Origin of the sequence: Chryseobacterium sp. VD8 (genome assembly GCF_037149975.1) — a bacterium.
Classification (GTDB): domain Bacteria; phylum Bacteroidota; class Bacteroidia; order Flavobacteriales; family Weeksellaceae; genus Chryseobacterium; species Chryseobacterium indicum.
In genome coordinates this window covers 1-13,979 of the sequence record NZ_JBBCQL010000115.1, presented here as the reverse complement: position 1 = coordinate 13,979, position 13,979 = coordinate 1, and the positions used below count along the sequence as shown (strand labels likewise).

The 13,979-nt window shown below is 38.4% G+C and carries 12 protein-coding genes; 5 read left to right on the top strand and 7 right to left on the bottom strand.

Going from position 1 to position 13,979, the window contains the following annotated elements:
* The 6 genes from WFK35_RS13290 to WFK35_RS13265 all read right to left on the bottom strand — a co-directional run.
* On the bottom strand, positions 1-1,772 hold a 1,772-nt coding region (locus WFK35_RS13290; protein WP_336732996.1), incomplete at its 3' end, for a DUF4041 domain-containing protein.
* Positions 1,773-1,914: 142 nt separating this feature from the next.
* Entirely contained in the window at positions 1,915-2,331 is a 417-nt protein-coding gene (locus WFK35_RS13285; protein WP_336732995.1) for a hypothetical protein, read from the bottom strand.
* Between the two features lie 12 nt (positions 2,332-2,343).
* Positions 2,344-3,054, bottom strand: coding sequence for a hypothetical protein (locus WFK35_RS13280; protein ID WP_336732994.1), 711 nt, complete (start codon positions 3,052-3,054; stop codon positions 2,344-2,346).
* A gap of 106 nt (positions 3,055-3,160) precedes the next feature.
* Positions 3,161-4,264 (bottom strand): lysine-epsilon-oxidase maturase LodB, encoded by a 1,104-nt coding sequence (lodB, locus tag WFK35_RS13275; protein WP_336732993.1) that lies wholly within the window; start codon positions 4,262-4,264, stop codon positions 3,161-3,163.
* Position 4,265: 1 nt separating this feature from the next.
* Positions 4,266-6,308, bottom strand: a complete 2,043-nt coding sequence (lodA, locus tag WFK35_RS13270) for a CTQ-dependent lysine 6-oxidase LodA (protein ID WP_290261627.1) — start codon at positions 6,306-6,308, stop codon at positions 4,266-4,268.
* Positions 6,309-6,588: 280 nt separating this feature from the next.
* Positions 6,589-7,389 carry a Cof-type HAD-IIB family hydrolase gene (locus WFK35_RS13265; protein ID WP_336732992.1) on the bottom strand — a complete coding sequence of 267 codons (801 nt, stop codon included), beginning with the start codon at positions 7,387-7,389 and terminating at the stop codon, positions 6,589-6,591.
* 307 nt (positions 7,390-7,696) lie between these two features.
* Between WFK35_RS13265 and WFK35_RS13260 the strand changes: the two genes are divergently transcribed.
* The 5 genes from WFK35_RS13260 to WFK35_RS13240 are packed head-to-tail and all read left to right on the top strand — an operon-like array spanning position 7,697 to position 13,627.
* Entirely contained in the window at positions 7,697-8,140 is a 444-nt protein-coding gene (locus WFK35_RS13260; RefSeq protein ID WP_235130962.1) for a hypothetical protein, read from the top strand.
* Positions 8,137-10,200 carry a GMC family oxidoreductase gene (locus WFK35_RS13255; RefSeq protein WP_336732991.1) on the top strand — a complete coding sequence of 688 codons (2,064 nt, stop codon included), beginning with the start codon at positions 8,137-8,139 and terminating at the stop codon, positions 10,198-10,200. Before WFK35_RS13260 ends, WFK35_RS13255 begins: the two co-directional genes overlap by 4 nt.
* Positions 10,201-10,205: 5 nt before the next feature.
* Positions 10,206-11,696 carry a ferritin-like domain-containing protein gene (locus WFK35_RS13250; RefSeq protein ID WP_336732990.1) on the top strand — a complete coding sequence of 497 codons (1,491 nt, stop codon included), beginning with the start codon at positions 10,206-10,208 and terminating at the stop codon, positions 11,694-11,696.
* Positions 11,697-11,755: 59 nt separating this feature from the next.
* A complete protein-coding gene (locus WFK35_RS13245) occupies positions 11,756-12,562 on the top strand; it encodes a hypothetical protein (protein ID WP_336732989.1) in 807 nt (268 codons plus the stop codon).
* A 33-nt stretch (positions 12,563-12,595) separates the two neighbouring features.
* Positions 12,596-13,627, top strand: coding sequence for a heme-binding protein (locus WFK35_RS13240; protein WP_214589566.1), 1,032 nt, complete (start codon positions 12,596-12,598; stop codon positions 13,625-13,627).
* A gap of 77 nt (positions 13,628-13,704) precedes the next feature.
* On the opposite strand, the gene WFK35_RS13235 is transcribed toward WFK35_RS13240, so the two are convergent.
* Positions 13,705-13,979, bottom strand: a 275-nt coding sequence (locus WFK35_RS13235; protein WP_336732988.1) for an Lrp/AsnC ligand binding domain-containing protein, incomplete at its 5' end; no start/stop codon positions are given.

The following is a 13,979-nucleotide window of genomic DNA, read 5'->3' as shown; positions in this document are numbered from 1 at the left end:
ATACTTTCATTAAAAAACCACAACTCTCGGGTTGTGGTTTTGTTTTTTATTCCTCCTTCCAATACTTCTTCCAAAGCTACAGGATCTGCTTCTTCCTGATATTGCTCCCACTCTTTCTCAAGTTGTTTATTGGTCTTCATTTCCTCTTCAAGTTTTAGTGTTTCGCGATATTGTCTGGCTTCTGCGGTAAGAGTCCATTTGCAGATAATTCCGGTATCTTCAAGATAATTTTTAATATCGTTAATTCCAAGTCTGAAAAATTCTTTCCGCGGATTGATTTTATTAAGCTGATTCTTTAAAAACTTTTTGTGAAGCTGTCTTTCCAAAGCCGGAGCATCATCAGAATAAATCATGGCGTGAACATCAAATTCAAACGGCACACTTGCATCGCCAAGCTCACGAACACGATCCAGAGGTTCCAGACGTCTCGTCATTCCGATTTTATAAACATCTTCTCCAAATGATCCTACATTTGAAATAATATATACATTTCCGGAACGCGTTTGCTGCGCCATAGAAATTGCTCTTTGATTTTTTTCTTCCGCAACTAATAATTTACCCTGAAGTTCTTCAAGTTTCTGCTGGAACATCATTCTTTGCTCTTCATTGGCTTTTGCAACCTGAGATTCTGCTTTTTCAATCAGTCTTTTCAGTGTTAATTCTTCTTTTTCAGCATCTTTTATGGCTTTTTCATATTCTCTTCTTGCTTTTTCTTCTTCCCGCATCTGTTCCCTGATCTGCCTTTGCTCTTCCTGTTCCTGCCATTTAAGTTCCTGAGCAATAACCGCCCATTTAAGTTCTTCAAGACGGGCTTCGTGGTATTCAACCGAAATTCTGGCTTTTCTGAAGGCTTCTCCGTTGAAATTAACCAACTGAAAAGCATCATCTATTTTCTGTTTCAGAATTCCGTAATTGTCTTTTTTTACCAAATTTAAAATCGTTTCCACTTTTCCATTATAAGCATCAATAACAAAATCTATGGCAATATTTCTTCTGAATTCATCCATATATTCGCAGATTCCGGCTTGTCGGCTTGTGATCATTAATTTGTTATTCTGTCGAAGCTTTTTAAGATTTTCTCCGGCTTCTTTGTGGCTGAATTCTTCAGCAAGATCATCCAGCAAAGTATAAGAAGGCACAATGTATTCGTTTCCGTAGCCTTTTATTACATTTTTCATTGCTTTTATTCTGTCGGCTATTTCATTCGCTTCGCGCAAACTTCTGTAAGCGTCTCCACCAATGGCAAGTGCTTTGTCTTCAGCAGTATCGATAATTCTTTTGGATTCTCTTACTGCATTTTCATACAATAATTCAACTTCTCTGGTTCTTTTTTCAACAAGTTCCTTCGCCATTCTTCTCGACTCTTTCGCCTGAAGCTGCGCGTTATCCAGCTCCGCCTGTGCTCTTTCTTTTAATTTTAAACTGTCTCTTTCCGCTCTTTTCAGAAGATATTCGCATTCTACCTGAACATTAATGATATCCTGATATTTGCTTAAAGCATCATTTTGATTTTTCAATTGAATATTCTTTTCGTCTACCGAACGTTTCTCGATTTGCAGATTAGAAAAATCGGCTCTTAATCTCTGGATTTTGTCCTGTAAAGATCTTTTGTCTGAATTGAGGTTTGAAATCTCGGCTCTGAGCTGACTGATTTCCCTGTTAAGATTTGTAATCTGAGCTTCTTTCTCAGAAACCTGTTTTTTATTTTTACCTGATTTACTGAATGCAACAATCAGCAGAACCGATAAAATAATAATGAGTAAAATTTCCATATAATTAAAGTTTTTGTTTGATGATTAGATTGAACAATAATACGCTTTTCGAACATCTGCTGATTATGGTTTTCCATAAGTTCATAAAAAAATTCGGCTTCAAATCTTCGATTTGAAGCCGAACACACCATCTAAAAAAATATTATGCCTCTGCATATTTCCATACTCCGGAAACGGAAAGTAATTCCAGCCCCGGTTGTTTTTCGCCATAACTGAAAATTACGATGTATTTTGCAGTGCAGGATTCGCAGTCTGTTCCAAAATACAACGTTGGTAAATTATGAACTGTAAATTCTCCGGCATGAAGCATATTCTTTTGCGTCTCTTTTACCATTGAATTTTTAAGCAATTCGTCAACAGATAGAATTTTATTTTCATGATAAAGTTGAAAAATCGGAAAACCAGATTCGTAAGGAGTAATTTTCACCAGATTTTCATGACTACATTTACGACAGATGAATTTCAGCTCCGCAGACGAACTGATTTCATCATTAATAAACGAATCTTTCAGAATAATTGCCTTATTTAAAACCTGTATTTTCTTTGTTATTGCGTACATTTTCAGTTAAATTTATTGAATCACCATTCCAACCGCTGAAGGATAATTTCCGCTCGGACTTCTTTTTATCGTTACTTTAATATAACCTTCCTGCGCAAGTTTATTCCATGTTTTTGTGTAGCCGGTTGAAGGGTCCAGAGGAATTTTCCACATCGTCTGTTTTCCTTTTCCAACCTGCCCGAACCACGGAATAATGTCTGCCGTTTGTCCCTTGAAAGGTAGCAAATTATTCAAAACTTCTATTTCATAATAAAAATCATAGGCATTTTCCGGTTTGTTAAGGGCGCGTTGAGCAAAAGTATAAACGTAGCCATTGATGATCGGACTGGTGAAATTTCCTCCCAGAGTCGGCGCTCCGGTTCCGCTGTATGTTCCGATTGCCCCACTATAGCGGTCGTATTTTTGTCCGGCGGTGAAATCTGTATTATCCACAATATTATAGCCTCCGTTTGCAGGCGGCCATCCTCCGTTAAGGTTATTCACTTTAAAAACAGATTCCAGTTCGCCCCATTTCCCTTGTTTGTATAAATCGTAAATCTGATTTCTTAAGGTCTGATTTACTGTATTCGAAGGATCATAAGTTGAAGCGAGCTCATCGGCATTTTTATAAAATACCGTGGTTACTTCACTGGGCGCATTTTCATCTTCTATGGTGGAAGAACTGCACGCGACAGAAAACAGTACAACCGACAGAAACGAAATGTAATTGAGTAGTTTTTTCATGTTGATGAATTTCAATAATTATTAATTTTAAAATGTTAAAGCAAAAAACAGCCTCACATATCGTTATGAGGCTGTCATTACTAATTTAATTTCATATCCCAACCTCTTACATCCTTTTTTTCCAAAATACAGAATCGCTCCAGCGTTGTTCTTTCTGATAAAAAAATGTTTTCGTCGTGAGATAATTATGATATATTGTATTAATGTTTTCCTGATAGTTAACAAAAGTATTTTCGTATCCTGAGTCTGCATCAATAATCGCTTTTGCAGCATGACAGGCAGAACTTATGGCAAAACCGATCCCCATTGATGAAATAGGGTCAAATGAAGCGGCTGCATCTCCCACCGCCAGAAAATTTTTGCTCGAACGGATGTCTGCAATCTGAGAAAATGCATTTTTCACCCAGGGTTTTCCTTCGGAAGCCGCTTTTGATATTTTATGCTGAATGTGTTTTGTTTTTGATAATAACCTGCTCCAGTTTTCGGTATTTTCAAGCTTTTTTTCTTTAATAATCTGTGCGTCTGAAAAGAAAGTTAAAGTCATCTTATGATTCGGCAGAGAAGCACAATACCACCAGCCATCTTCAATTGATTCTATCATGATGTTCTGCTCAATCGTCTGAGATTCATCAAAATAAAAAAATCTTCCGATTGCGGCAAGTTCGTCATACCGTTTTGACTGAACTCCGATTTTCCGGCATACACTCCCCATTCTTCCGGTTGCATCAATCAGATAATCTGCTTTTATCGTGAAATTTCCTTTGGTTTCATGTTTTACATCTACCGTCCAGTGATTGTTTTCATCCTGATCAAAAGACAGGCATTTCGTTCTCGGAAAAATAATCCCTCCTTTTTCTGATACATTTTCCAGAAGCAGATAATCGAATTCTTCCCGATTAAGCTGAAAGCTCTCGGTTTCGGTATTGAAAATAGAATCACGAACCATCAGTCTTTCGCTTCCCCAAGCTGCGGTACTGCTGTGTCCCCGGATAAAATTATTCTGATGTAAAGCTGTCTTATCGATTCCCATGTACTGAAGAAGGTCAAAAATACTTGAGTTCACCTGTTCACCAATTTTTACAGATTCCAGACCGGTTTCTTCTACAATAACTACTTTCAGGTCAGAATATTTAAGCAGACTTAAAGCGGCGGAAGTCCCTGCTGGACCTCCACCGACAATTAATACATTAGTTTCTAACAAGTTTTGCATTTTATCTTCTGTTTCGCGTTCCGGAACGAGGTAACGGCATACGGTCTGCTGCAACAGCAATCTCTTTAAATCCTACCTCTTCCAGATGTTCCATCATCATTCTTCCTTTTTCACTTCTTTCGGTAACCACCTGCGTTTTCTTTTCGATGTAGAAAACCGGAATTGTGGTTTCATCATCCTCTTCGTTTCCGCTGATCTCACTTACAGGAACATTTTCATATGTAAATATTTCATTATTTCTTTCAGTTTCCACAAAGAATGGGAAACCTGCGCTGTGAGAATTTTTATCCCTGATAAATCCTAGCGCGTACCAGTACTGAACCATCTGCGTAAAACTGTTGATTCCGCGTGCGTAGTTCATCTGCTGTCCTGCCGGAACATTGGTAGCCGACTGACCTTCAGCGGTAAATTCACCTACCAAAACATCCCATGGACTTTGAGGCGGCCACCAGTAAGAATAATACGTTGGAGGAAGCGGTGCAGGTGGAGAACCCGCTTTATTCACAGACGGATCTGTAAAATTAATCAGCTGAATCGTACACTGGAAGAAATCCGCCTGCCAAGGACAAGCCATTCTTTTGGTTAGATCTCCCGGTTCGCAGCCTCCGCCTTCACATTCATCGCGAGACGGCGTTAAACCTTGTGCTGCATATTGCTGTTCGTTTCCGTACTGTAAAATTCTATAAGGATTTGCATAAATAATAGGATTCTGCAGATTCCAGGTTACTTCAATTCCCGGACACATCGGAAGTCCTACACAATTTCCTACACTTGCTGCGTCCATAGCATTTACAGGATATTCTTCGTAATTCGGATCGCTTACAAAATTTCCGTCTGCCCACTGCTGCATCAGGAAAAGCTGTGTTTCATCCAGTGCCATGAATTTCATGATATTAATATTGCTCACCGAGTTGCTTCCTGAATTTAAAGGCATCATCGGGAAAATATCGGTTCCGTTTTCTTTCAGAAGCTGTTCCTGAGGTAAATAAGGCGGAACCGGCGGCTGAGCATCATTTTGTCTGAAATAAGAAAAATAATTCTGTCTGTTTTGGCGGTTTGCCTCAGAATTGTCTGTAAAATCAAAAATATTGCTGGTAAAAGCCATCATCGACTGTACATTGGCAACCCATTGATATTTGCTGATTCTGTTGATAATCGGTAAAATATCTCTCTGAAAATTTGCCTGAAAGCCTGGATTATAATTTCCGTTGCTGTACATCTCAGGTACCAGATTGAAATTTCTTACCCCGACATCGAACATCGTATCGCTTAAATTTGAAATATTAACAATTTCCGGAGCGAAATCCGGTGATCCGATCACAACCCATGCTGTAAGTGAAACCGAAGGCGTTCCGTCATTAAAATTTACCGTACAGTAAACCGGTCCGTCCGAAATATCGTCATGCCATGTACTGGAACCTCCATAACTTGTTAGGGGCAAATCTCCGCCCGCATGACCAAAACCTCCCAAAACAACCAGTCTTCCTGAATTATCCGTAAGAAGATCCCCCAACGTAACCACCGGAACTCCGTATGAAACTTCCTGTGGAGGATATTGTGCAGGATAGCCCGAAGGAACATTATCTTTATCAAATCCTATCGAACTCTGTTTTCCGGAAATTGTTCTTGGTCCCGGATCTACGATTAAAGTTTGTCTGTCATTCTGTGGCACATCGGGATTTCTGAAAGGAATTTTCTGATTCTGATAACTGTTTTCCTGACCGTACAAAAGATTTCCCTGCAACTCACTGTACTGATACCACGCTGCTTTTTTGTTTGCTAAATGCACTGTCCATTCAATAGAAGCAACATTCGGAGTGTCTAAAGTGATTTCTTCTCCTGTGTCTGAAAGGATTTTAAACGGTTGTCCCTGTCTTTTAATAAGACCTGCAGCATCTTTAAAGGATGTAATAGGACCTAAGGAATTCCCGTTGTTGTCGGCATCAAATGGCAGACCACCGATGGTGTCCGGAGACAGACAAATTGCAGTTGTGCTATTCCCTAATCGGGCAACACCTACTGATGGATGAATTGATAGATTCATGGTTTAATTATTTAGTTTTCCCTACTCTGTTATTGGCTTTTCGGTTCCGCCTTTTATAAATGGTTGTTCAGTTTTGTTTAAAATATCACTCCTAAAACGAGCAATTATTTCGATGATAAATTTAAAATATTTTTCTCATATATTGGTGAAATTATTATAAATAAATTGAAAACTTTAAATTAACAATAATCATAAACACTTTAATGCTATTAATTAAACGTTTAATAAAAAAACCTTCAGAGATAAAATCTGAAGGCTTAAATTATTACAAATGAAAGTTTTAATTGATATTTAAATAGTCTTTAATTACTTTCAGAACTCCAAAATGATCATTAGAACCGGCTTCAAAACTTGCCGCTTTTTTTACCAGAGGATGCGCATTCCGCATCGCATAAGAGTACTTTGAATTTTCAAGCATCTGAATATCATTCATATAATCTCCAAAAGCCATGGTTTCCTGCGGAGTAATATTTAAAGCTTTCTGTAATTTTTCCAATGCTACTCCTTTATTAATATTTCTGTTCATGATATCCAGCCAATACTGACCGGAAACCACCACTTCAAGATCATAATTTTCGAATTCTTTCAGCACAGGATAAACGTTTAATTCCGAACCGCCGGAATGATACACTGCAACTTTAAAAATACTGTCGTCTATTTCCTGCGTAAGATCTTCCCTTCTTTCATTATCTGTATAAAACTGGGAAACATAATTTATAAAATCCTGATTATCGGTTTCAAAGTATGCTTTTTTTTTGCCGGACAATACAGCTGTAGCGCCGGGAATCGTTCTGATTGCCGCAATAATTTCTGTAATATATTTTGGATCAAGCTGATCTGCAAAAAGCTCTTCATTTTTGTAAATGACGTACCCTCCGTTTTCAGCGATGAAAGCCATTTCATTTTCTATCTCAGCAAAATATTTGGTGATTCCAAACATCTGTCTTCCGCTTGCAGGAACAAATAAAATATTTCTCTTTTTCAGTTCTTCATATATTTTCGGAAATTCCGGACTTACTTCATGGGAAGAATTCAGGAACGTTCCGTCCATATCCGTTACAATCATTTTAATATCTTTCATAAAATATTTTATGGTAATTCTAATTTATTTTACAAAGATATTGCTATTGTTTTAATTCGGAGGATCTCAATTTTAATAAATAGTTAAGAGAAAATGATATTAATAAAATATGACGGATAAAAACGATTATTTTAAAACAATTATCAAAACAAAACATTTACTTTTGAAAGATTCTAAATAAATATTATTTATTCTAATCAATGTGAAAAATATATAACTTTATAGACGGAAATTAGATAACCCAATTTATCCGATAAATAAAATTATCTAAGAATAAAAACTAAAACTTTAACCATAATTCAACGAGATGATTATCAACAAAATCCTCAACGTCGACGATTACTACTACGACGTGTTCATGGCGATTTCAGAATCCCTAACCGGATTTTCCGTGAACGAGCTGCAATCCACAGGTTTAGCCGAGATTTATTACAAGTACATTCTCAACCAGATTGAAACTGCTACTTTTATTGAATTTCTGAATATTTCTAAAAATGTTCTGGAAAATTCTGTAAGTCAGGATCAGCTGAAAAACGCGATCACTGCAGAAATTATTGCCAATCCTGCGACTCAGGAAATTGCTCAGAGCGTAATAACGCTTTGGTATATGGGAACCTGGGAAGGTGCTTACGTAAACGACAGATCTTATAAAGAAGGTCTCGTATGGACGGTAATGCATGCGCATCCGCCGGGTGCAAAACAGCCGGGCTTTAAATCTTGGGAAACAAAACCTGTAAACAGCAACTCATGAATCAGACAGAAAAACCTCAGCAAAAAAAAGATGTAATCATCGTAGGAACAGGAATCGTCGGTTCTTTGATTGCCAAACTTTTAACAGATCATGTTTTTGATACCGATGCAAAAAAAATGATCCACCGTTCTGAAACGGACGACTCAAAAACGTATAAAGAACTATCAATTTTAATGTATGAAGCAGGATTGGAAGCCGGGATAGAACTCGATTCTGCCACTTCAATGGTTACTTACAACGATTACATCCGTAAGTTTTACATAGAAGAAGCCAAAGTTCCGAATTCACCGTATCCGAATCTGAAACAGGCTCCCTCTCCGAATGTTCTGGACATAGAACCGATTGTTCCGCCGTTTCCGGATAAAAAAGGTTATCTGGTACAGTTCGGTCCGATGCCTTTTGCAAGTGATGCCATTCGTGTAGGAGGCGGAACCACACTTCACTGGCTCGGAACTACCCCAAGAATGCTTCCGAACGATTTCAGACTGAAGGAACAATACGGCAGAGCGATGGACTGGCCAATTGATTATGAGACGTTAAAGCCTTATTATGAAATGGCTGAATTTGAGATCGGTGTTTCCGGAAATGTTGCTGCGCAGGAATATCCTATTAAGGAAAGCATGGAAGAATATTACGGTAAAAATTATGTCTTTCCGATGGAAGAAATTCCGCAGAGTTATATGGATCATCAGATTATTAACGGATTGGCAGGAACTTCGGTTCAGCTTAACTTTGAAGAATATCCGATAATGCTTGTTCCGTCTCCGCAGGGAAGAAATTCCACCCCGAATATTGCCTACGGAACATCCAAAATAGTAAAAGCCGAAGCTTCTGAATCCGGATATACTTTAACTTTAAAGAATATTGAAAACGAAGAATACAAAGCTTTAGGAGCAGTATGGAATCCTTATATGGGAGAACGTTGTGAAGGAAATGCATCCTGCGTTCCGATCTGTCCGGTTCAGGCAAAATACAACGCTCTGAAAACGCTGAAAAAAGCTTTATATAAAGTTAATAAAAACCAGAATTTTCAGAGAAATCATAATATTCAGGTTCAGGCACAAAGCGTGGTGTACAAATTAAGCGTTGATGTAGAAGATCAGGAAAAAATCTCTAAAGTTCACATCAGAAGATATATTTCAAGAGAAAAAACAGAATTTGTAGAAGAGGTTATTGATACGAACGAAACAATCGTTATTCTTGCTGCCAATGCTTTTGAAAATCCGAAAATTCTTTTAAATTCTAAATACACTGTTTTCGAAAACGGTCAAAATGTTGAAAAAACCGTTGCCAACAGAAGCGATCAGGTGGGAAGAAACCTGATGGATCATATGGTAATGCTTACTTGGGGATTATTTCCGGATCCTGTTTATTCTTACAGAGGTCCCGGTTCCACCACCAACATTTCGTCTTTTCGTGACGGAAATTTCAGAAGCGAGTTTTCTGCATGGATCTCACCTCTTGACAACTGGGGATGGAGCTGGCCGGCTTTTTCTCCGGGATCAGACCTTTCAGAATTTTTAAATGACGGACTTTTCGGAGAAGAACTGAAAGATGCATTAACCCACAGACTTTCCAGACAGGTGCTTTTCCATTTCGAAATAGAGCAGCTTCCGAATCCTGATAACCGTGTAACTATTAACGACCAATATCTGGATGTATTGGGAATTCCGCGTCCTGTTATTAACTACGGGCTTACAGAATACGAAATGAGAGCAATGGAACAGGCAAAATTAGCTTCAGACCAAATGTTTGCAAGACTGGGTATTGAAGATTTCACCAAATACAATGCTACAGACAATAATACTTTTGTATATAATAATGTAAGATATTCTTATAACGGAGCCGGACATATTGTAGGAACCCACAGAATGGGCGACAATCCGGACGACTCTGTAACGAACAGCTATTGCAAATCGTGGGATCATCCGAATTTATACATTGTAGGAGCCGGAAATATGACGACTTTGGGAACTTCTAACCCTACCCTTACTTTATCCGCATTCACCATTCGTTCCGTAGAATCTATTCTGAAAGATCTGGAAAATATATTAAAATAGAAAACATGAGACAAAGACTAATCAATAAAACAGAACCTCAGGAAAACAGCAGCTTTCAAAGAAGTTCTTTAGATAAAAATATCATCGTAGACGAAGCTATTTCTTTGCAGTCGTTATTATTCGACAATACAAACAGTAAAGAAAACTGGATTGAAGGAATAAAATACCACAGTAAAAATATAACCAATCTTTTACTTAATAACCAGATTGATGCGTTTAACGAATATCTGAGGTCGCAATTTGGCGGTGAAATTTCCGAAATTAATCCTACCGCAGATTTCTCCGGAGAAAAGGCGTTTCAGGTAAAAAAAGGATTAGAGAATCTGGATTACCGTCCGATTTTACAGGATTTGCTTCAGACTGCGATTTTAATCGAGCATTCTACAATCCCTCCGTATTTAACGGCTTTATACTCTATTAAAGACGGAACGAATATTCTTCCTTCACAGATCATCCGAAGTGTAGCGGTTGAAGAAATGCTTCATATGATTATGGTTTGCAACGTGATGAACGCAGTGAGCATTCAGCCTTCAGTCAACAGACCGCAGAATTATCCTAATTATCCGATGAAACTGCCAATGAATGTGGATTTTTACGTAGGTCTGGAAACGTTTTCATCCAACAGTATTGCAACCTTTATTGCCATCGAAAGCCCAAGTAATCCTTTGGTAAAAGCACCAAAATACGATTACGATGCACAACCGGAAGCAATGTTTTCAAAAAGTGCTGTTCAGGAGGATAATTTCTGGACTCTGGAAAACATGAAGGATTTCATCATGAAAAATGTTCATACCATTGGAGAATATTATGACGTGGTGTTCTTTTACATTGTGGTGTTCCAGATCATTGCTTATTACAAAGCGAACGGAAGATTACCGCAGACTTTTGAAGAATTAAACAAAGGCGGAATTTTTACAGGAGATCCTGCAAAACAGATCCGTCCGGAACAATACTACGGAAGCGGCGGAAAACTGTATCCTGTTGATGCTTTAGAAGGCGTTATTCTTGTTTTTCAGGAAATTAAGGGACAAGGAGAAGGCGCGGATGATTCTATTTTCGATGTAGATCCATCACAGTTTGAGGAAGGCGCGGAACTGGCTCATTATTTCAGATTTAAGGAAATTTTCCATGAACATTTTTATTTAGGCGGAGATTACAGACCGTTCACCGACGAAAACGGAATGATGCCTGTAACCACTCCACCGGTTGGAAAACCGCTTCCCGTAGACTGGAATGCAGCTTATCCCATGAAACCGAATCCTAAAATGTCAGATTACCAGTCGAATCCTCAGTTATTCGAGCAGGGAAAACAATTTAATATTACGTATAAAAAGTTATTGGATGCAATTCAGGCTGCTGTAGAAGGACATTCTGAAGAACTGGCAAAATCCATTATGTATATGTATGCATTGAAAGAGCAGGCAATCGGATTGATGAGCCAGCCATTGACTTCCCAATACAATGCAGGACCAACTTTTGAGTATCCTTCTAACTAAAAAAAACTAAAGCCCGTTTTATTAATGGGCTTTAGAATAAATTTAATAACCAATTTACCATGAGCAATCAATTACCGCCAATTCCTGAAGGGTTCGGACTCCCCTTCTATTACGCAACACTTTATAATTTCGAAGTTGCTTTTCTTGTAGACCGGGAAAAGGTTTTAAAATATCTTGAAAATACAGGACTTACCGCTTCGGATTTTAACGGAAAAGCTATTGTAAGTTTTAATTTTCAGAACTACACAGGTCAGTTTCCAAACGGAGCAAGCACAACTCAGGAAATAGAATTAAATATTGTCTGCTATCCTGAATCTCAAAAAGATACCGTGGCTTTTGTAACAGCAGAAGAATATCTGAGAGGTGAAGAACAAACGAAATTAATGGGACACAAACGCGTTTATGTTCCCTGCGATGCCGACATGGCAATAAAGGCAGGAATAGAACTTTTCGGAGAGCCAAAATTCAAAACAACTTTCACTATTAATATTCCTTCCCTCAATGTTCCGGGACAAAATACATGGACAATAACCTGCAATGACCCTGAAAACAGTGAAGAAACCATTTTCACCTGCAAGGCGGATGTCGCAGATCTCATTCCTGAAATGTCGGCATTTTCGCCTATTACGGAATACGGGCAAAATGAAGGAAAACTGATCGGATGCCGATGGAATATTCTACAACCCACGAATTTATATTTCCTTAACGAAGATGAAAGCAGAAAAAGAGTAAGCATGGAGTATGGAAACTCCGAACATCCGATGAAAAAAGATATGGAAATTCTTATCGGAGATACTCCGGCTTTCGCGGTAAGAACCAGCATGTCTGCTCCGGCAGCCATTCAGACAAGAGCATATTATATTTAATTAAACTAAAACTTAACCATAAAACCCATCATTATGAATTTAGAAAGTAAAGTAAGAGGCTTAACTTTGGGAGCACAGGTTCTCCCGTTACATAAAGTTGAATCATCAGATTTGGGAGCTCTGGCTCCTCTTGTCGGCGTTTGGGAAAACATCCAGATTCCTGGAAGCGAGGCTTCTTCGGGCTGGAACACGATTTCCGTACCGGGACAGGATACGGGCTTTGTTTTTGAGGTGATCCCTTACACAGAAACTTTAACCTTTAATCCGGTAGTCGTACAGGCAGGAAACAGAGGTCCTGTTGTAAAAGGACAGCAGGTAGAACAGCTAATTTTCGGATTATTGTATGAACAACAGATTGTAAGTGCATGCGAAACAAGCTTCTGTAACGACAGGGGTTTTCCTAAAGGTTCAACCATACACGTAGAAACAGGTTTGTTTTTAAACATTGGGCAACCGAACGGAGGTTATACAATTGCGAGAATGTCGACCATTCCTCACGGAAACTCTTTATTGGCTCTGGGAAGTTCTTTCGATACAGAAAACCCGGGAACAAGCTTTTTTGATCCCGCTTCATCCATTCCTACAATGCTGAACGGAGGACCAATTACTCAACTGGGATATTCGGATCCGATTATCGGAAATCCGCAATTTGCGGAATTTAATCAGGTAAATCCAAACGCTTTTCTTCAGTCTACTCTGGAAAGTTTAGTAGGTTCTAAAGGAGGAGTAACCAACATGACAGTGATTGAGATGTCTACAAGCACTCCGGACGCGAATGGCGGAATTTTAAATATTCCCTTCATCCAGACGAATGTAAATGCGACCAAAATGGATGCAACTTTCTGGATTGAAGATATTACGGACAGTGACGGAAACGCGGATCAGATTCTTCAGTATTCACAGACCATCAATCTTGTATTTCCGGCTACCGGTTCTGCACAGCCGATTAACTGGCCTCACGTAACAGTTAATACGATGAGAAAAAGACAGGAAACGCAGATGCAGTTCAAAAGTATGGACGAAAATGAAGCTTTTGATCCTACAGCTGGTCTTACTCCAAGCTAAATTTAAATTTTGCGATTTCATAAAAAAACCTCCGGAGAAATCTGGAGGTTTTATTTTACTTTATGGCATTTTAGAGATTAAATCGTCAATCCATGTGTATTCTTAACCTGAGCCATCACAAAAGTGCTGTGTGTGCTTCCGATAGACGGAACGGCACCGAGAATATTAAAAACAAAGTTCTGATATTGCTTCATATCTTTTACGTAGACTTTAAGCAGAAAATCAAAATCACCGGAAATACTGTAACATTCTGCCACTTCTTCGATTTCCATAATTTCTCTTTCAAATTCTACCGCCAGATAACTGTCGTTGCTTTTTAATTTTAACTGGCAGTATACAGTAAATCCTAAAT